Source organism: Methylobacterium sp. OAE515, from assembly GCF_041806315.1.
GTDB classification, from domain to species: Bacteria; Pseudomonadota; Alphaproteobacteria; order Rhizobiales; family Beijerinckiaceae; genus Methylobacterium; species Methylobacterium tardum.
The window spans coordinates 75,885-94,535 of sequence record NZ_JBGMUV010000001.1 but is presented as its reverse complement, the minus strand read 5'-3'; the positions used below and the strand labels follow the sequence as shown (position 1 = coordinate 94,535).

The window sequence follows — 18,651 nt, the reverse complement described above, 5'->3', positions numbered from 1 at the left end:
TCGACCGCACGGCCTCGTCGGCCGCATCGCGCCTGTTGAGGCGGGGAGAGGTCCGGCCTCTCACGCGGCCGCCGTCCGGGCCGGCGCGGGCAGTGCTGTGGCGGGCGCCGGAGCGACCCGCGCGGGACTTGGCTCGCGGCAGGCATTCAGGACCGCTGAGAGTGCCTCGTTGAGCGACGTCACCAGGAAGTCCGCGGAGGTCGCGCGGCGCAGACGATCCAGGGTGGCCGGATCGCGCTCGCGCCAGAAGCCCACGAGGATCCGGACCCCCGGCACCGCGGCACGGGCCTGCCGAACCGTGAAGCGGATCTGCGACAGGCTCACCGGCTCCAGGTACGAGAAGCAGATTAGCGCCAAGCCCTCCGGGTTCTCGGGCCGCTCGCCGGCGCGGATCGCGGCCATCGACAGGATCTGCGAGGCCAGACCGTGGCGGGCGAGGATCTGGCTCAGCATCAGCGTCGCCGCCTCGTCGAACGGGCCGCGGCTCGACACGCATAGGACCGGTGTCTCGCTCCGCCAGTTGGGTGCAAGATCCTCGCGGGCGAGGACGATGCCCGCGACCTGCCGGTCGGGCCCGATGGCGGCCAGCGCTGCCGCGGTCTCGATGTCCGGCGCCCGCGCCGATCCCCGCCGGCTCCGCCGCGCGACCGGGGCGGTCCCGAGGCGGTCGACCACCGTGCGGATCGCCGCGCCGACCTCCTCCTGCCGCTCGCGATCGAGCGTTCCGCGCGAGAGATCCTCCTGGGCGAGCAGCAGACCCGCCAGGGCGACCTCGTCGTAATAGGTGACGAGGGCGCGTTCCTTGAGGAACTGCCAGCCCTGATCGATCGCCTCGATCGGATCCCCCGCCAGCATGCGCTGGTAGAAGATCTCGGGCGGCGACAGGGCCGGCTGGTCGCCCAGCAGCACGTCGAGATACCAGAGCCGCTCCACGTGCCGCCCGAGCACCACGAGGCAGACCGTGAGCGGCGTAGCGAGCACGAGGCCGATCGGACCCCACAGGAACGTCCAGATCGTCGCCGCCAGGATGACGGCGACCGGCGAGAGGCCCGTCGAGTGGCCGTAGAGCAGCGGCTCGACCACGTGGCCGCAGATGGGCTCAACTACGAGGAACAGGGCGGCCGTGGCGATCACCATGGTCCAGCCCGGATCGACCGCGGCGGCCAGGATCAGCGGCAGCAGCGCGCTGATCGCGGCGCCGATATAGGGCACAAAGCGCAGGATCGCCGCCAGCACGCCGAATAGCGTCGGGCTCGGCACACCGATGATCCAGAGACCGAAGCCGATCACCACGCCGAAGGCGATGTTGAGGGCGAGCTGGGCCAGGAAGAACCGGCTGAGGCGGCTCGTGGCATCGTCGATCGCGGCCGTCGTGCGGCGCAGGTCGCCCGAGCCGCCGGCGAGCTTGATCGCGCGATTCCGGAGATCCTCGCGCTGGAGCAGGATGAAGATCGTGAAGATCAGGATCAGGCCGGTCGTGGCCAACGGATGGACGAGAGGGCCCGCGAACGTCTGGAGCGTCTCGACGACGCTGGCGCGGGCGGGCGTGATCTCCACCGTGAGGGGATGCGTGCGCGTGCCGGGCTCGCCGCGGAGTTCCGCCGCCGGCGGCGGCTGCAGGGTCGCGCTCAGATCCTGGACCATGTCGACGATCCGCGACAGGGTCCCAGTCCCGGCAGTCGCCCCGCGTAGATCCTTGATCTTGGTGCGCATCACCTGCGTGTAGCGCGGCAGGTCGGAGGCGAGCTGGGAAGCCTCGCTGGCGATCAGGCTGCCGATCCCGAACAGGGCCCCGAACACGATCACCACGACCAGGAGCACCGCCGGGGCCCGCGGGACGTGGATCCGCCTGAGCACCCGGACCGCCGGCACCAGGACGAAGCTCAGGAGGATCGCCAGCGTCACCGGCACGAGGATCTCCCGCCCGAGATACAGCGCCGCCAGCGTCGCCACGACGAGGAGGATCGAGGCCAGCGCCACGAAGACCGGCAGCCCCTGACGCAGGCGCTGGGCGGTGACGGGATCCTCGCTCACGGACAGGCTCCACTCTACTCAGGTCAGGAGACGGCCGCGGCTGCGGCGTCGGAAGGGGCGGCTCGCGTGTCCGGAGCCGCGTCAGCCCGCCTGTGCGGTCTCGCCCAGGGCGGCGCTGATCTGGCTGAGCAGCTTCGAGAAATCGACCGGCTTCGGGTGGTAGTCGTCGCAACCGGCCTGGATCGCCTTGTCCCGGTCCCCCGACATGGCGTGGGCGGTGAGCGCGATGATCGGGATCGCCCGGGTGTCGGTTCCGGATTTCAGGGTGCGGGCGACCGACCAGCCGTCGAGAATGGGGAGGTTCATGTCGAGGAGGATCACGTCGGGCTGTGCCGAACGGGCCTGGCGGACACCGGCCTCGCCGTCATGGGCCAGAACGACCTCGTAGCCGCGGCGCTTGAGGCGCCGGGACAGAAAATCCCAGATCTCTTCGTGGTCCTCGACCAGCAAAATCTTCGCCATCAGAACTCGCACCCCCGGCCCGCGTGGTGCCGGACGGCATCCCAACGCGCGGCAACGCACAATCGCCCAACGTTCCTGCCGCGATTCCGGTCCGTGGAGAAATGGCGGCCGGGCGCACGGTTGACCCGGGCGCCCCGCGGTATGAGCGTGCCGCCGCGCGAATCGACAATCCCGGAGCGGAACACAGTGGCGGATAACGCTGACATCGAGTTCTATCATTCGCCCAATACCCGGTCGTCTGGGGTGCGCGTGCTCCTCGAGGAGCTGGGCGTTCCCTACCGGCTCCACGCGCTCAACATGCGCGCCGGCGAGCATCTCCAGGACGCCTACCGCGCCATCAACCCGATGGCGAAGGTGCCGGCGATCCGCCACGGCGAGGCCCTGGTGACCGAGCAGGCGGCCGTCTACCTCTACCTCGCCGATCTCTTCCCCGAGGCCGGCCTCGCCCCGGCGGCAAGCGACCCGGCCCGGGCCGCCTACCTGCGCTGGATGGTGTTTTACGGATCCTGCTTCGAGCCCGCCATCATCGACCGCCACCTGAAGCGGGAGCCGGGGCCGCGCGCCCTGTCGGCCTACGCCGATTATGACAGCGTGATCGCGCGGGTCGTCGAGGCGCTGACGCCGGGCCCCTACTTGCTTGGTGACCGCTTCAGCGCCGCCGATGTCCTGTGGGGCGGTGCGCTCGGATGGACGATGGGCTTCGGGATCGTCGCGCCGGATCCGGTGCTGAATGCCTATGTCGAGCGGATCCGAGCCCGGCCGGCCTCCCAAAAGGTCGCGGCCGCGGACGCGCAGCTCGCCGCGGAGCACGCCGCCGCAGCCGGAGCGGCCTGAGCGCGCCTCAGACCGTCGGCTCCCAGGTGCCGGTGCGCACGAGTTGCGGCGCCGGTTCCGGAGCGCTCCAGCGCAGGGGGATCACGGCCCGGCGGCGCCAGCCGCCCTCGACCGTGAAGGTCCAGGCGCGCTGCGCTCCCATGAGGCCGGTCGCTGCCGTACCGGCCCAATCGATCGCGGTTCGTCCCTGCAGAACCAGGAGATCGCCGCGGTCGAAGTCGAGGAACAGCAACGCCGCCCGTGGTTCGCCGATCAGGTTGCCCAACGTGTTGAAGTAGCGGTTGCCGGAGAAGTCCGGCACCGTCAGCACGTCGCCCTCGAGCCGGACGAAGCCCGGTCGGCCGCCCCGGTGCGAGATGTCGGCGCCGCCATCGGCCAGACCCTCCCGGGCGCGGCTCGCCACGAACAGCGTGTCGGCGCCTCGGATCAGCGCCGCGGCCTCGGGATCGAGGGCCGCGAGGGGTTCGATCGGCCCGACCGTGCGCTGGAACGGCTCGGCGACGCGGCGCTGGATATATTGCGGGCAGTTGCCGAAGCTCTGCGCGACGGCGATCGTCAGGCCGTTCCCGCCACGGCGGACGACACGGCCGTTGGCCCTGTTGCGCCGCCGCGTCGCGAGGTCGAGGCCCAGGATCCCCACCTCTGCACCGGGTATCAAAGCCTGGGCCGCCGGATCGGCGGGATCGAGGGCCGCGGCAATGTCGAGATGAATCGCGTCGGGGGCCTGCACGAAGCCGGGCTGTCCTGTCAGCAGAGTGGCGACCGGCGCGCCGGCCGCGTCGACGGTGCCGACGAACAGGTAGGACAGACCCGCGAAGAAGGTGCGGTGCTGCTCGGGCATCAACGGGCGGATCGCCGGGGTCTCACCGAGGACGTGGCCGGCCCGCGCCTGGGCCACGCGTTCGTCGGCATGGAAGCTGGCCATGATGCACCTCACACCGTTTCGGGGATGGGAGAAGCTGGCATCGGGATGAAGCCCGGCAGCGCCTCGACCCGCGCGATCCAGGCCCGGACGGCCGCGTAGGGCGTCAGCGACACGCCGCCCTCGGGCGCGTGCGCCACGTAGGAATAGCAGGCGATGTCGGCGAGCGTCGGCCGGTCTGCCGCGAGATAGGTGCGGTCGGCCAGATGCGTGTCCATGAAAGTGAGGATCCGGGCCGCCGCGGCATGAACAATCGTCCGATCGCCCGGCGCCCCGAACACCACCATCAGCCGGGCCTGGCCCGGCCCGTGCCGCACCTCGCCGGCCGCGATCGACAGCCAGCGCTGCACTTGCGCGGCCCCGGGCGGATCCGTCGGCATCCAGCCTCCGTCGGGCGCGTAGCGCGCCGCGAGGTAGACCAGGATGGCGTTGCTGTCGGGGATCACGGCCGCGCCGTCGGTCAGCACCGGGATCTGGCCGAGCGGGTTGAGCCGCCGGAACGCGTCCGCGCCCCGCTGGGCGGCGCTCCCAACTTCGACGAAGCGGTATGGCAGTCCCAGCAGGGACAGGAACAGCTCCGCCCGGTGCGAATGGCCCGAGAGGCGCAGGCCGTAGAGGGTCAGGTCGGCATCGGTCATCTGCATGTCTCCTGTGGTGCGTCCGATATCGCCCTTGCGCGGCTCGGGGAAAATCCGGAGACATTGACAGTCAGAATTTCAGTCTCTGCAACAATCGATGGATCGTCTGGACGAGCTCGCCACCTTCGTCGCGATCATCGAGGCCGGGAGCCTCGCGGGCGCGGCGCGCCGGCTGCGCCGCTCCTCCGCTGCCGTGACCCGGGCGCTCGCCAGCCTCGAGACCCGCGCCGGCAGCCGGCTCGTCGAGCGCACGACCCGGCAACTGGCGCCCACTCCCGCCGGGCTGGAACTCGCCGAGCGCGCTCGCGGCCTGCTGTCGGGCTACGACACGGCCGTCTCGGGCGCAGCGCGCGACGCCGTCCGCGGCCTCGTGCGGGTCACGGCCCCGGTCCTGTTCGGGCGCAAGCATATCGCACCGGTCGTGTCAGGCTTCCTCGATGGCTATCCGGAGACGCAGGTCGAGCTGGTGCTCGCCGACCGCAACCTCGATCTCGTGGAGGAGGGCATCGACGTCGCCCTGCGGATCGGGCAGCTCGCGGAGTCGCGGCTCGTCGCACGCCGGGTCGGGCAGGTGCGCCGGATCGTGGTGGCGAGCCCGGATTACCTCGCCGTCCGGGGGACACCGCGCAGGCCCGCGGATCTCGCCGCACACGATGCCATCCTGGGCGCTGTGAATTCGGGGCTCCGGGAATGGCGCTTCGGGACGAACCGCGTGCGCCTCGCGCCGCGGCTCATCGTCAACGAGGTGGAGGCCGCCCTGATCGCCGCCCGCAGCGGGCGCGGCATCGCGCGGGTTCTCTCCTATCAGGCGGCGGAGGACATCGCCGCCGGCCGCCTCATACGGCTGCTCGCCGCCCACGAGCCGCCGCCGGTCCCGGTCCAGCTGGTGACGCCGAGCCAGGACTTCCGGCCGGCGCGGGTGAACGCCTTCCTCGATTATGCCACCGCGGCCCTGCGGGCGCTGGCCGTCCTGCGCCCCGCCGCTGTCGAGGGTGGGACGGTCTCATAGCGGTTCCGCGCTCCGTCATCACGAGCGAAGCGAGGTAACCCAGGGCAGCGCGACATCAGGCGTCGTCGCGCTGACTGGATTGCTTCGCTCCGCTCGCAAAGACGGTGGGCCCGAAGCACGCAACGGAACCGGTCTTACTGCGCACATCGCCATCCGAGGCGGTCTCCGGTCCGGTGAACGCGCCGCGGCCGGACTCTTGCTGATGGGCTTGCCGGGGCACGATCCGGCGCGCGGTCGGGCCCTCGCCGGTCCGGACGGGCCGGGCGCCCTCCGCGCGACGATCGGGACCCGTCAGCCCATGCGTCTTCTCACCCCGCTCCTCGGTGCCCTCGTCCTCATCGTGTCCCAGCTGGCATCGGCGCAGGCCGCCGAACGCACCGGCACCCTCAAGAAGATCCAGGACAGCAACCGGCTGGTGCTCGGCGTCCGCGATACCGCGCCCCCGTTCAGCTACCTCGACCAGAACCAGAAGGTCGTCGGCTTCGCGGTCGACATCTGCCTGAAGGTCGCCGAGGCGGTGAAACGCGAGCTGAACATGCCCGGTCTCGAAGTCGGGATGGAGTTCGTCAATTCGTCGTCGCGGATCCCGCTGGTCACCAACGGAACCGTCGATCTCGAATGCGGGACGACCACCAACAACGCCGACCGCAAGAAGCAGGTCGGCTTCACCAACACGCACTTCCTGACGGCGACCCGCTTCGTGTCGAAGAAGGATCAGAATATCGCCAGCCTCGACGACCTGCGCGGCAAGACGGTCGCGTCGGTGGCCGGCTCGACCAACATCCTGATGCTGATCAAGGCCAACAATGACCGCAAGCTCGGCATCACGGTGATCGCCGCCAAGGACGTGCCCGAGGCCTTCCTCCTGGTCGAGACCGGACGGGCGGCGGCTTTCGTGATGGACGACGTGCAGCTCAGCGTGGTCGCGGCCCAGTCCAAGGATCCGGCGGCCTATGTGGTCAGCCAGGAAACCCTGTCGAACCCGGAGCCCTATGGGATCATGCTGCGCCGGGACGATCCGGCCTTCAAGGCGGTGGTCGACCGCGCGACCGCCGATCTCTACCGGAGCCCCGAGATCATGACGATCTACGATCGCTGGTTCCTGAAACCGGTCCCGCCGCGCGGCCTCAACTACAACGTGCCGCTCTCCTCGGCCCTGCGCTGGGCCTTCGCACATCCGAGCGACGATTCGGATCCGGCGTTCTACGCGCACTGATCTGTCGCCCGGCGGGGTTCCGCTCGGGCGAGGGAGATGCGATGGCGCGGGTCTGGATCAGCCCGCGTCGCGAAGCGTCCCCATGACCGACAGCACAGAGCCGGCTCTCACACCCGCTGCGACGCGTGCGGCGCCGCCGGCCACGTCGATCCCGCGCCTGATCGTGGTGCTGGCCTGCGCGGGGTTCGGCAGCACCTTCGCGCTCCGCTCGGTCGAGCCCCTGGTCGGCGTGCTCGCCCGGGACCTCGCCAGCGACGCGCACACGGTGGCGCTGCTCTCCACCGCCTTCGCGCTGCCCTACGCGTTCATCCAGCCCGTGCTCGGCCCGATCGGCGACGCGCTCGGCAAGGAGCGGGTGATGAGCACCTGCCTGGCGGTGCTCGCCGTCGCGCTCACGCTGTGCTGCGTCGCCCCCGACATCGGCAGCCTGTTCGGCCTGCGCATGCTGGCCGGCGCGGCGGCCGGCGGTTGCATTCCCCTCTCGCTGGCGCTGCTGGGCGACCGCGTGCCGATGGAGAGCCGGCAGGTGGCGATCGGGCGCTTCCTCGTGGCAGTGATCCTCGGCCAGCTCTCGGGCTCGACCTTCGCAGGCCTGATCGAGGCGGCGATCGGCTGGCGCGGCGTGTTCGCGGTCACGGCGGCGGTGGCGGCGTTTGCCTGCGCGGCCACCGTGTTCGGCTTCGACCGGGCCGGCCGACCCGCCGCCCGCCGCCCGGCCTTCGGCGAGGCGGTGACGCGCTACCGGACGATCCTGCGCAATCCCCGGGCGCGGGTGCTGTTCTCGGCGGTGTTCATCGAGGCCATCGCGATCTTCGGCGTGTTCCCGCACCTCGCCCCCCTGATCGAGGCCCGCGGGGAGGGCGGACCGCGCGAGGCCGGGCTCGTGCTGGCGGGGTTCGCGATCGGCGGCCTGGCCTATTCGGCGCTGGTCGGGCTGCTGGTGCGGCTGCTCGGCCTGCCCCGCATGCTCATCGGCGGCGGCCTGATCTGCGGCGCGTCGCTCACGGTGGTCGGGCTCGCCGGAACGTGGCAGGTCGATTGCGCAGCGCTCACCGCCATGGGGCTCGGCTTCTACATGCTGCACAACACCTACCAGACCCAGGTCACCGAGGTCGCGCCGACGGCCCGCGCCTCCGCGGTGGCGCTCCACGCCTTCTCGTTCTTCTGCGGGCAGGCGCTCGGCGTCGCGGTGATCGGGCAGGCGCTGCTCCGGTTCGGCCAGCTCGGGGCGCTCGCCGGCTGCGCCGTCACCATCCTGGCACTCGGGATCGGCACCGCTCTGGCCCTGCGGCAGAAGCCGGCGCCGGTCGCGTTCCCGGGCTGAGGTCAGGGCCGCTGCAGCGCCAGGGCCTTGAGGTCGAAACCCGGATCGGCCGCCTGATCGGGGGTGAGCGGCGTCCCCGCGGCGAGCAGGCGCCGGGCGATCATGTGGTCGCCCGCCCGGTCGACGGATTCCACGGCGCTCAAGCGCCCGTCGCGGAAGCGGAAGATCGAGAAGGCGTTGCCGGAGCCGCGAACCACGCTGTCGTCTCCGGGTCCCGACAGGCCGGCGATCTGAAGCTTGTGCGGACCCTGATCGCTCCAGAACCAGGGTAGCGCGCCGTAGGCCGCAGGCTTGCCGACGAGCCGGGCCGCCAGGCAACGACCCTGGTCGATGGCGTTCTGCACGGATTCGATCCGCACCGTGTCGTCCGCGGTGAGCCTGCGGGCGAAGGGCGTCGGGAACCGGGCGCAATCGCCGATCGCCGAGATCGCCGGATCGGGCGTGCCCAGGAACGCGTCGACCTGCACGCCGTTTTCGGCCGGCAGGCCCGCTTCCGCCGCGAGATCCCCGTTCGGCAGCACGCCGATCCCGACGAGGATCAGGTCGGCGGGCAATTCCCGGCCGTCCGCCAGGGCCACGCCGGTGGCGCGGCCGTCTCGCCCGAGGATCGCCGTCACGCCCGCCCCGAACGCGAAGCGGACGCCAAGAGCCTCCTGGGCGCCGCGGAAGAAGTCTCCCATCTCCGCCGAGACGGCCCGCGCCATCGGACGTTCGGCCGCCTCGATCACCGTGACGGAGAGGCCGCGCGCGGCCGCGACGGCGGCAAATTCGAGCCCGATGAAGCCGGCGCCCACCACCACGACAGCCCGGGCCGCCGCGATACCCGCCTTCAGCGAGTCGGCATCCGCGAGGCCGCGCAGCTGGCGCACGCCCTCCAGATCGGCGCCCGGGACGGGCAGCGGCCGATTGCGGGCACCGGTGGCGAGCACGAGGTGGTCGTAGGGCAGGCTGTCGCCGTCCGAGAGCTGCAGGCGGCGTTCCGCCCGATCGATCGCGACGGCGCGCAGCCCCGGCCGGTGCGTGATCGCATGCTCGGCGAAGAAGCCGGGCGGGCGCAGGAACAGACCCTCCTGGTCGGTCTTGCCGGCGAGATAGGCCTTCGACAAGGGCGGCCGCTGGTAGGGGAGGGCAGGCTCGTCGCCCACCAGGGTGATCGGGTCCTTGAACCCGCTTTCGCGCAGGGAGGCGGCGAGCTGGAAGCCGGCCTGGCCCGCGCCGGCAACGACGATTCCCGCGTTCATGCCCTGGCCCCCGCCTGGGCTAGGCCGCTCTGCGCGACGCCGGGCAGGCTGCGCGCGCCCTCCGCCATCAGGAAGGACCAGACCGCCGAGGCCGCCGGGCCCAGCACCTTGTCGGCGCGGCGGACCGCGTACCAGTCGCGCCGGATCGGCAGGCCCTTCACGTCGAGGAGGACGAGGCGGCCGCTCTCCAGCTCGGCCGCCACCGAGTGCACCGAGAGCAGTGCGATGCCGAGACCGGCCATCACCGCCTGCTTGATGGTCTCGTTCGAGCCGGTGTCGATGTCGAGGGGCGCCCGCTTCACCAGCACGCCGGCCATGAATTCCTCGAACACCATGCGGGTGCCCGACCCCTCCTCGCGCAGGAAGAACGGCTGGTCGGCCAGATCCTCGCGGTTCAGGCCAATCTTGCCCGCCAGCGGATGGCCGGGCGGCGCGATGAGCACGATCGGGTGCGGCCCGAAGGTGGCGGCCTCGATCGGGAAATCCCGGGGCGGGCGGCCCATCAGGGCAAAGTCGATCTCGTAACCGCGCAGGGCCTCGACGGTCTGGCCGCGATTGCGCACCGACAGGCTGATCTCGACGCCGGGGTGCTTCTTGACGAAGCCGGCAATCACCTGCGGGGCGAAGTACTTGGCGGTCGAGACGACGCCCAGAGCCACGCGCCCGCCCTCGGCACCCCGGAGCGTGCGCAGCCGGTCGGTGCAGGTCTCCAGCACGGTGTTGATGCTGTCGATCGCCCAGAGCATCTCGCGGCCGGCATCGGTCGGCTTGAGGCCGCCGGGCGTCCGGTCGAACAGCAGCAGCCCGGCCTCCTCCTCCAGCTGCCGGATGCGCGCGTAGAGCGCGGCCGATGTGACGTTCAGCTCCTGCGCAGCCCGCGTCATGGTGCCGAGGCGGGCCACCGCAGCGACCGCCTGGAGCTGCTTGAGGGACAGATTGCGCATGGCGGACATCTCGTTTTTTTCGTCGTATGGCACAAGATCGCACAGAAATCTTGAAGGCCCCGCCGCGGGTTCCTGTCGATCCGGAGACAGAGACCGCTATCTTGGCAGCCAAGCGGCCGCTACAGAGCCGGCGCGGAACGCGCGATCCCGACGGATGGGATCCGAGCAGGAGGAGTAGGCCGATGGCAATTTCAGCGGCGATCGGGACGCCCCTCGAGACCTGCCTGGCGCAGGCCGTGGACGCCAATCCGGCGCTGAAGGACGCCGCCGCGGTGATCGCGGCCGTGGCGCGGTCCGCTGTGGAGATCAGCGAGCGGATCGGGCGCGGCGCCCTCGGCGGCGATCTCGCGGCCGCGGGCGATCACAACAGCGACGGCGACGTCCAGAAGGCCCTCGACGTCATCGCGCACGAGAGCGTGACCGCGGCGCTGCGGGGCGCTCCGGTCGCCGAGGTCGCCTCCGAGGAGGCCGAGGAGGTGATGCGGCTCGATCCGGACGCGCCGCTGGCCGTCGCCATCGATCCCCTCGACGGCTCCTCCAACATCGGCGTGAACATGGCCGTCGGCATGATCTTCGGCATTCGGCCGTCGATCAAGGATCCGGCGAATCCTCTGGCCTCGTTCACGACGCCCGGCTCGACGCAGATCGCCGCCGGCTTCGTCACCTACGGCCCGGCCACGGCGCTGATCCTGACGCTGGGCGAGGGCACCCAGTCCTACGTGCTCGACCGCGCGGAGGGCCGGTTCAAGCTGACGAGCCCGGCCATGTCGGTGCCGGCCTCGACCAAGGAATTCGCGATCAACGCCTCGAACGCCCGGCACTGGGACGCCCCGGTGAAGGCCTATATCGAGGATTGCCAGCGTGGCACCGAGGGTCCGCGCGACAAGGACTACAACATGCGCTGGCTTGCCTCGCTGGTGGCCGACATCCAGCGCGTGCTGACCCGCGGCGGCGTGTTCCTCTATCCGGGCGATGCCCGGAAGAACTACGCCCGCGGCCGCCTACGGCTGCTCTACGAGGTCGCGCCCGTGGCGATGCTGGTCGAGCAGGCCGGGGGCGCCGCCACCGATGGCCAGACCCGCATCCTCGACATCGTGGCCACCGGCATCCACGAGCGCGCGCCGCTGGTCTGCGGCTCGACCGAGGAGGTGGCGTGCGTCGCCACCTACTATGCCGGCGGCAAGCCCGATGCCGGCCGCTCGCCGCTGTTCGGCCAGCGCGGCCTGATGCGGTCATAGCCGCACCGTGAAGTCGTAAAAGCATGTCGGCGCGGCACCCCATCATCTCGGTGACCGGCTCCTCCGGGGCCGGCACCACCTCGGTGCGCAACACCTTCGAGCAGATCTTCCGCCGGGAGGACGTGCGGGCGGTGTTCATCGAGGGCGACGGCTTCCACGCCTTCGACCGGGATACGATGCGGGCGATGATGGCACGGGAGCCGACGTTGTCGCACTTCGCGCCGCGGGCGAACCTGCTGCCGGAGCTGGAGGCCGTGTTCCGCAGCTACGCCGAATCCGGCACAGGCCGCACCCGCCACTACGCCCACGACGCCCATGACGCGCTGGCCTACGGCATCCCCGAGGGCAGCTTCTCGGAATGGGAGGCGTTCCCGCCGGATTCCGACCTGCTGTTCTACGAGGGGCTGCACGGCTGCGTCGCCGATCAGGACGTCGACATCGCCCGCTACGCCGACTTGAAGATTGGCGTGGTGCCGGTGATCAACCTGGAGTGGATCCAGAAGCTGCACCGCGACCGCTCATTCCGCGGCTACTCCACCGAGGCGGTCACCGACGTGATCCTGCGGCGCATGCCCGATTACGTGCAGACCATCTGCCCGCAATTCTCGTTCACCGACATCAACTTCCAGCGGGTGCCGACGGTCGACACCTCGAACCCGTTCATCGCCCGCTGGATCCCCACCGCCGACGAGTCGATGGTGGTCATCCGCTTCAAGGACCCGAAGGGAATCGATTTCTCATATCTCGTCTCCATGATCCACGACAGCTTCATGAGCCGGGCCAACTCCATCGTGATCCCTGGCGGCAAGCTCGATCTTGCGATGCAGCTGATCCTGACGCCGATGATCATGCAGCTCGTCGAGCGCCGCCGACGGCTGGCGTGATGGAGGAGGCACACCGTGGAACCACCTGGAACGTTGATCCAACCCAGACCCTCATCCTGAGGTGCCGGAACGCCGCTCCGCGGCACCTCAGGATGAGGGCCAGAGTTGATCGGCCTCTTCGCCGACCGTCATCTGAGACCGACCGTTGCTGAAAGACTCGTGATGCTTCCTCCCGTCATAGCCCCGTCCATCCTCTCGGCCGACTTCTCGAAGCTCGCCGACGAAACCCGCGCCATCGATGCGGCCGGGGCCGACTGGGTCCACCTCGACGTGATGGATGGCCACTTCGTGCCCAACATCACCTTCGGGCCGCCGGTGGTGAAGGCGCTCCGGCCGCACACGCAGAAGTACTTCGACGTGCACCTGATGATCGCCCCGGCGGACCCGTACCTCGCGGCCTTCGCGCAGGCCGGCGCCGACGGCATCACGGTCCATGCCGAGGCCGGGCCGCACATCCACCGCTCGCTCCAGACCATCCGCGACCTCGGCAAGCGCGCCGGGGTGGCGATCAATCCCGGTACGCCGGCCGCCCTGGTCGAGCCGGTGCTTGACCTCGTGGATCTCGTGCTGGTGATGACCGTCAATCCCGGCTTCGGCGGCCAGAGCTTCATCAAGAGCGCGATGGAATCGGTGGCGCGGGTGCGGGCGATGGTGGCGGGCCGGGACATCCGCATCCAGGTCGACGGCGGCATCGATGCGGAGACCGTGAAGGCGGCGAGCCGCGCGGGAGCCGACACCTTCGTGGCCGGCAACGCCGTCTTCTCGGGCGGCCCGGACGCCTACGCCGAGCGCATCGCGGCGATCCGCGAGGGCGCGGAGGGCGCCTCCGGCCGCGACCTGTCGTGCTGAAGGCCCTCATCTTCGACGTCGACGGCACCCTCGCCGAGACCGAGGACCTGCATCGGCAGGCCTTCAACCGCGCCTTCGCGGAACTCGGCTTGCCCTGGCATTGGGACGAGGCGCTCTACGCCGACCTTCTCACCGTGATGGGCGGCAAGGAGCGGCTCGCCCACTACATCGACATGCAGCACGCGCCCGAAGCCAAGGCGCTCCGCGGGCTGTCCCCCGAGATCCACGCCCGCAAGACCGTTGCCTACGGCGCTCTCGTCGCGGAGATCGGCCTGCCGCTGCGCCCCGGGATCGCCCGGCTCATCGCCGAGGCCCGGGCGGCGGGCATCCGGCTCGCGGTGGCCACGACGACCAGCCGGCCGAACGTCGACCGGCTTCTCGCCGCCAACTTCCCGCCGGACGCTGCGCCCTTCGACGTGATCGCGGCCGGCGACGAGGCGAAGCGCAAGAAGCCCGCCCCGGACGTGTTCCTCCTGGCGCTCGCCGGCTTGAACGTCGCGGCCTCGGAGGCCGTGGCCTTCGAGGATTCCGCCGCCGGCATCAGCTCGGCCCGGGCTGCCGGGCTCCCAGTCCTGGCGACACGGAGCCGCTACACCGACAGTCACCGCCTCGACGGCGCCTTCTCGGCGGTCTCGGATCTCGGCGAGCCGGATCGGCCGCACCGGCATATCGCGGGGGTCGCATGGCCGGGTGGGGTCGTGGATCTCGCGGGCTTGGTCCGATGGCACGAGACCCAGGACGGTCAGAGCGCGCCGGTCCAGGCGACAGGCACCAGCCGGTAGCCCGGCCCGTCCCGCTCGACATGGCCGAGCGACGGAAAGGGGAAATGGTAGCCCACCACGAGAGCCTTCTCGGCCGCGGCCATGTCGTAGAAGCGATGGCGCGTCGCCTGCGCCTGGTCGGCATCGTAATCGTACATCACGTGCCAGTCCGGGTGCTGCAGGAAGAAGGCCGGGATGTTGGTCACGTCGGACTGGATCAGCAGCCGGTCCGGCCCTGAGGCGACTGCGAAGGCGGTGTGGCCCGGCGTGTGGCCGGGCGCGGCGAGCGCCGTGATCCCGGGGGCGACCTCCTCGTCCCACGCAAAGGTGCCGATCCGGTCCCTCAGATCACCGAGCACCCGGCGGGTGTTGGCAAAGTAGCCCTGCGTCACCGGGTCGGCGGCGCGAGCCATGTTGTCGTCGTTCATCCAGAACGACCAGTCGGGCGCGGCGGCCCGGATCTCGGCCTTGGGGAAGGCGAGGCTGCCATCCGCCGTCTTGAGGCCGTTCGTATGATCGGGATGGAGATGCGAGAGCAGCACGAGGTCGATGTCCTCGGGCTTGATCCCGGCGGCCGCGAGGTTCGCCGTGAGGCGGCCGACGGGCGCGCCCTGCACCGGACCGTTGCCGGTATCGATCAGAATCAGCTTCGTGCCGGTGTTGATCAGCGTCGGGTTGAACGGCACCACGACCTGGCCGGGCGGCATGTAGGCGGCCTGGGCGGCGCCGAGCGCCTCGTCCCGGGGAACGTTGCGGACGAAGCGGTCCGGCATCGGGAAGCTGCGCGCCCCGTCATTGAGGATCGTGATCTCGTAGGCGCCGAGACGGGTCCGGTAGAAGCCCGGCGCCTGTGGCCCGCCGAGGGGTGCGCCGGCGCGCACGGGCCCGCCGAGCCCGAGGGCGGCACCGCCGGCGAGAGCACCCCGCATGAGGTCGCGACGGGTCGATAGCGACATCAGAACCTCCCGAAACACGCACCGCCGAGTGAGGTGCAACGATGCGCGCTCTGTAAGGCCTTTGCGTTCACGTTGTTACGCGAAGGTGCTGCAGAACCGGTGCGCTAGCGTCGGCTCAGCCGCCGATCCGAGCGACCTTCGGTCCGCCCGTGCGCCTCGGTGGCGAACAGCATCGTGCCCGCCACCACGCCGAGCGCCGCCGCGATCCCGAACTTGAGCCAGCGCGGGTCGGCCGCGGTGACGTGGTTGGTCGCACGGGCGTCGAAGCGGCCATGCGCACCGGGATCGGTGTCAACCGGGCCGTAGAGGTTGTCGGGGCGGTTCGTCTGGGCCTTCACGCTGGTCATCTCCCCGCGATAGCCGTGCCGGGCAAGGTAGCCGTCGATCCAACCCGGGATCAGCATGTTTCCGATGATCGCCTTCCAGGCCGAGGCGCCGATCCACAATTCCCGCGGCGCGTCGTGGGCCGCCCGGAAGACGTGCCGGGCGATCGCCTCGGGCTGGTAGATCGGCGGCACCGGCTCGAGCTTGCGCGGCAGCCGCGAGCGCGCCCAGTCGAACTGCGGCGTGTTCACCGCCGGCAGCTGCACCATCGTCAGGCGCACGCGGCTGCCGTCGTGGAGCAGCTCGCTGCGCAGGGAGTCGACGAAGCCGCGCACGGCGGCCTTGGCGGCGCAGTAGCTCGCCTGGAGCGGGATCGACCGGTAGGCCAGCGCCGAGCCGATATGGACGATCGTGCCCCGGTCGCGCGGCACCATGTGGCGGAGCGCCGCCAGCGTGCCGTGGACCTGGCCGAGATAGGTGACCTCGGTGGCGCGGCGGAACTCCTCTGGGCTCGTCTCCTGCACGGGCGCGTAGACCGTCACCATCGCGTTGTTGACCCAGACATCGATGCCGCCGAACCGCTCCGCCAGCGCGTCGGCGGCCTGCGCGACGGCATCCGCGTCGGCGACGTCGGCCGCGAAGGCCAGGGCCCGGCCACCGGCCTGCTCGACGTCCCGGATCGTACCCCGAAGCCCAGCCTTGCCCCGGGCGATCAGCCCGACATTCCAGCCATGCCGGGCAAATTCGTGCGCGACGGCCCGGCCGACACCGGCGCTCGCGCCCGCCACCATGACCGTGTTGCGTCCGTTACGACCCGACATCCAACATCCAGCTGCGCGAGAATCCCTGCGGCAACGCCCGGACGCGGCAATCTTTCCGCTGCAATCCGATGCCGCCTCCGTGAGCGGCCGCGTTGCTTCGCCGGAAGGCAGCGGCCTATAACGCGGCGACCTCACAGCCGCGACGGCGGGGTCCCGGACGCCCGCCCTCGCCAACGAACAAAAGTCTGAACCGTCATGGCAGGCCATTCGCAGTTCAAGAACATCATGCACCGGAAGGGCCGGGTGGACGCGGTCCGCTCGAAGGTGTTCGGCAAGCTCGCCCGCGAGATCACCGTGGCGGCCAAGCTCGGCACGCCCGACCCGGCGATGAACCCGCGGCTGCGGGCGGCGATCCTGGCGGCCCGCGCCGAGAATATGCCCAAGGACAATATCGAGCGCGCCATCAAGAAGGCCGCCGGCGCCGACGGCGAGAATTACGAGGACATCCGCTACGAGGGCTACGGGCCGGGCGGGGCCGCGCTGATCGTCGAGGCGCAGACCGACAACCGCAATCGCACCGCCTCGGACGTGCGCTCGGCCTTCACCAAGTCTGGCGGGAGCCTGGCCGAGACCGGGGCCGTCGCCTTCATGTTCGACCGCGTCGGCGTGATCGCCTACCCGGCCGCTGTGGCCGATGCCGACACGATGCTGGAGGCCGCGATCGACGCCGGCGCCGACGATGTCAGCTCCGGTGAGGACGGGCACGAGGTGATTTGCGCCCAGGATTCCTACGGCGAGGTCGCCAAGGCGCTGGAGGCCCGTTTCGGCGAGCCGAGCCGCACCGGCCTGATCTGGAAGGCACAGAACACGATCGATGTGGACGACGAGACCGGCGAGAAGCTGATCCGCCTCGTCGAGGTGATCGAGGACCAGGACGACGTCCAGAACGTCTACGTCAACTTCGCCCTGTCGGACGCGCTGGTGGCGAAGCTTCAGGCGTAAGAGGCGTTCGCTCTCCCGGGTCTCGCCGCCCGTAAAGCGAACGCACGGTCATTCCGGAGCGCCGCAGGCGAGCCCGGACCCGATGGGGTATGCCGGAAGCGGGCAATCCAGAGCCGCCGACGGAGCCAGGCTGGACCACGGCGTGGATCTGGATTCCGCACCTGCTGTTCAGTCCCGGAATGACCGGGCTCCCGCGCCGGGACGCGAGACGTTCGTGAAGCTTACGTCCGGCGCTCAGGCACCCGCGGCCGCGAGTTCGGTGCCGAAGCGGTCCTGCGCGTAGCGTTCCACCGAGAAGGTGTCGTCGGGCAGCTGGACCATGAAGCGCTCGGCCACTTCAGTCAGCACGATGTCGGGCCTGACGCGCTCGATATACGGCCAATCGAGCGAGGTGCTCCAGATGAAGTGCACCTCGCGGAACGTCTCGGCCAGCATGATCGTCAGCATGTACGGCATGACGTGCGAAAAGGAATCGCCGAACAGCGCCAAGCGGCGCGGGTCGGTCGCCTTGGCGTTGCCGTAGACCACATGCGCGCCGACATGCAGGGTGTGCAGGAGGCCGGCCTTCTCCCGGGCCTCGACGATCGGGCTGCCATAGGTCCGCACTGCGTCCTGCTGCATCAGGACGGTGCGTGAGCGCGCCCGGCGGGGCGGATCGAACGCGCTCCCGAGGTCGCCATCGTGATCGGACTCGAAGGAGGGCCGGTCCCGGAGATCGACCCGGGGCTCGGCCCCCAGCGCCCTGCAGATCTCCGCGTAGGCGAGGTAGCAGCCGTCGGGAGACCAGTGGGTATCGGTCCGGCAATAGAGGTCGCACAGATCGCGCTGAGCGCGCATCGGTGTCACCAGATCGATGCAGGTCTCGCGCCAGCGCTTCCGCCGACGCCACGCGGTATAGAGGCCGAGAGGCCCACGACGACTGGCCAGCGGCGGCTCGCTGTTGAGCAGCCGGTAGGCCGGCGATGCGGTCGGTCGGATCGTGATGCCGTCGAGCCGGTGATCGTAGATCATCAGCTTCTCCGGCGCGACCACGTGCCGGTACAGGAGGCCCATGGCTCGCAGCCGCCGCTCGCGGGTCGCCAAGAGACTCCGCCATTGCCAGACAAGCTCGGTGGTCTCCTCCGGCCTCTCGTACTGGCCGAGGACGTCGTTGGTCCCGGTCTTGAGGAACAGCCACCCGTCCTTGCCGACATGGATGTGGTCGGGCGTGCTCGAAGCCATGGCGCACTCGTGAGACTGATCGGCCGCTCAG

At 70.4% G+C, this 18,651-nt stretch carries 18 protein-coding genes; 9 read left to right on the top strand and 9 right to left on the bottom strand.

Annotated elements, in window-relative coordinates; all coding sequences use genetic code 11:
• Nucleotides 1-60: 60 nt before the first annotated feature.
• Both ABIE45_RS00460 and ABIE45_RS00455 read right to left on the bottom strand, forming a co-directional pair.
• Nucleotides 61-2,034 (bottom strand): AI-2E family transporter, encoded by a 1,974-nt coding sequence (locus tag ABIE45_RS00460; protein ID WP_192709908.1) that lies wholly within the window; start codon nucleotides 2,032-2,034, stop codon nucleotides 61-63.
• 81 nt (nucleotides 2,035-2,115) lie between these two features.
• Entirely contained in the window at nucleotides 2,116-2,496 is a 381-nt protein-coding gene (locus ABIE45_RS00455; RefSeq protein WP_192709909.1) for a response regulator, read from the bottom strand.
• A gap of 186 nt (nucleotides 2,497-2,682) precedes the next feature.
• On the opposite strand from ABIE45_RS00455, the gene ABIE45_RS00450 reads away from it, so the two are divergent.
• Nucleotides 2,683-3,330, top strand: a complete 648-nt coding sequence (locus ABIE45_RS00450; RefSeq protein ID WP_373622039.1) for a glutathione S-transferase family protein — start codon at nucleotides 2,683-2,685, stop codon at nucleotides 3,328-3,330.
• Nucleotides 3,331-3,337: 7 nt separating this feature from the next.
• On the opposite strand, the gene ABIE45_RS00445 is transcribed toward ABIE45_RS00450, so the two are convergent.
• The gene (locus ABIE45_RS00445; RefSeq protein WP_192709911.1) at nucleotides 3,338-4,255 is read right to left on the bottom strand and encodes a pyridoxamine 5'-phosphate oxidase family protein; all 918 of its coding nucleotides are present in this window, start codon (nucleotides 4,253-4,255) and stop codon (nucleotides 3,338-3,340) included.
• 8 nt (nucleotides 4,256-4,263) lie between these two features.
• Nucleotides 4,264-4,890: a glutathione S-transferase gene (locus ABIE45_RS00440; protein WP_192709912.1), complete on the bottom strand. Its 627-nt coding sequence runs from the start codon at nucleotides 4,888-4,890 to the stop codon at nucleotides 4,264-4,266.
• Between the two features lie 97 nt (nucleotides 4,891-4,987).
• Between ABIE45_RS00440 and ABIE45_RS00435 the strand changes: the two genes are divergently transcribed.
• From ABIE45_RS00435 to ABIE45_RS00425, 3 genes are all read left to right on the top strand, one after another.
• Nucleotides 4,988-5,899 (top strand): LysR family transcriptional regulator, encoded by a 912-nt coding sequence (locus ABIE45_RS00435; protein ID WP_192709913.1) that lies wholly within the window; start codon nucleotides 4,988-4,990, stop codon nucleotides 5,897-5,899.
• A 298-nt stretch (nucleotides 5,900-6,197) separates the two neighbouring features.
• Nucleotides 6,198-7,115, top strand: coding sequence for an amino acid ABC transporter substrate-binding protein (locus tag ABIE45_RS00430; protein ID WP_192709914.1), 918 nt, complete (start codon nucleotides 6,198-6,200; stop codon nucleotides 7,113-7,115).
• Nucleotides 7,116-7,197: 82 nt separating this feature from the next.
• The gene (locus ABIE45_RS00425; RefSeq protein ID WP_192709915.1) at nucleotides 7,198-8,439 is read left to right on the top strand and encodes an MFS transporter; all 1,242 of its coding nucleotides are present in this window, start codon (nucleotides 7,198-7,200) and stop codon (nucleotides 8,437-8,439) included.
• Between the two features lie 2 nt (nucleotides 8,440-8,441).
• Here ABIE45_RS00425 and ABIE45_RS00420 read toward each other — a convergent pair whose 3' ends face one another.
• Nucleotides 8,442-9,680 (bottom strand): FAD-dependent oxidoreductase, encoded by a 1,239-nt coding sequence (locus ABIE45_RS00420; RefSeq protein ID WP_192709916.1) that lies wholly within the window; start codon nucleotides 9,678-9,680, stop codon nucleotides 8,442-8,444.
• The gene (locus tag ABIE45_RS00415) at nucleotides 9,677-10,624 is read right to left on the bottom strand and encodes a LysR family transcriptional regulator (protein WP_192709917.1); all 948 of its coding nucleotides are present in this window, start codon (nucleotides 10,622-10,624) and stop codon (nucleotides 9,677-9,679) included. Before ABIE45_RS00415 ends, ABIE45_RS00420 begins: the two co-directional genes overlap by 4 nt.
• 182 nt (nucleotides 10,625-10,806) lie before the next feature.
• On the opposite strand from ABIE45_RS00415, the gene ABIE45_RS00410 reads away from it, so the two are divergent.
• The 4 genes from ABIE45_RS00410 (at nucleotide 10,807) to ABIE45_RS00395 (ending at nucleotide 14,377) form a co-directional block, all read left to right on the top strand.
• Nucleotides 10,807-11,862, top strand: a complete 1,056-nt coding sequence (locus tag ABIE45_RS00410) for a class 1 fructose-bisphosphatase (RefSeq protein ID WP_192709918.1) — start codon at nucleotides 10,807-10,809, stop codon at nucleotides 11,860-11,862.
• 23 nt (nucleotides 11,863-11,885) lie between these two features.
• Complete coding sequence (locus ABIE45_RS00405) at nucleotides 11,886-12,746, top strand: phosphoribulokinase (protein WP_192709919.1); 861 nt, start codon at nucleotides 11,886-11,888, stop codon at nucleotides 12,744-12,746.
• A 162-nt stretch (nucleotides 12,747-12,908) separates the two neighbouring features.
• Nucleotides 12,909-13,595 carry a ribulose-phosphate 3-epimerase gene (gene rpe / locus ABIE45_RS00400; protein ID WP_192709961.1) on the top strand — a complete coding sequence of 229 codons (687 nt, stop codon included), beginning with the start codon at nucleotides 12,909-12,911 and terminating at the stop codon, nucleotides 13,593-13,595.
• Entirely contained in the window at nucleotides 13,589-14,377 is a 789-nt protein-coding gene (locus tag ABIE45_RS00395; RefSeq protein WP_192709920.1) for an HAD-IA family hydrolase, read from the top strand. The genes rpe and ABIE45_RS00395 overlap by 7 nt, the downstream gene beginning before the upstream one ends.
• Here the strand turns inward: ABIE45_RS00395 and ABIE45_RS00390 are convergent.
• Together ABIE45_RS00390 and ABIE45_RS00385 are read right to left on the bottom strand one after the other, a co-directional pair.
• Nucleotides 14,338-15,312, bottom strand: coding sequence for an MBL fold metallo-hydrolase (locus ABIE45_RS00390; protein WP_192709921.1), 975 nt, complete (start codon nucleotides 15,310-15,312; stop codon nucleotides 14,338-14,340). The genes ABIE45_RS00395 and ABIE45_RS00390 overlap by 40 nt on opposite strands.
• A gap of 104 nt (nucleotides 15,313-15,416) precedes the next feature.
• Nucleotides 15,417-16,457 (bottom strand): SDR family oxidoreductase, encoded by a 1,041-nt coding sequence (locus ABIE45_RS00385; protein WP_192709922.1) that lies wholly within the window; start codon nucleotides 16,455-16,457, stop codon nucleotides 15,417-15,419.
• 195 nt (nucleotides 16,458-16,652) lie between these two features.
• Between ABIE45_RS00385 and ABIE45_RS00380 the strand changes: the two genes are divergently transcribed.
• Nucleotides 16,653-17,399 (top strand): YebC/PmpR family DNA-binding transcriptional regulator, encoded by a 747-nt coding sequence (locus ABIE45_RS00380; protein WP_192709923.1) that lies wholly within the window; start codon nucleotides 16,653-16,655, stop codon nucleotides 17,397-17,399.
• 234 nt (nucleotides 17,400-17,633) lie between these two features.
• On the opposite strand, the gene ABIE45_RS00375 is transcribed toward ABIE45_RS00380, so the two are convergent.
• A complete protein-coding gene (locus tag ABIE45_RS00375; protein WP_192709924.1) occupies nucleotides 17,634-18,620 on the bottom strand; it encodes a hypothetical protein in 987 nt (328 codons plus the stop codon).
• Nucleotides 18,621-18,651: the final 31 nt, after the last annotated feature.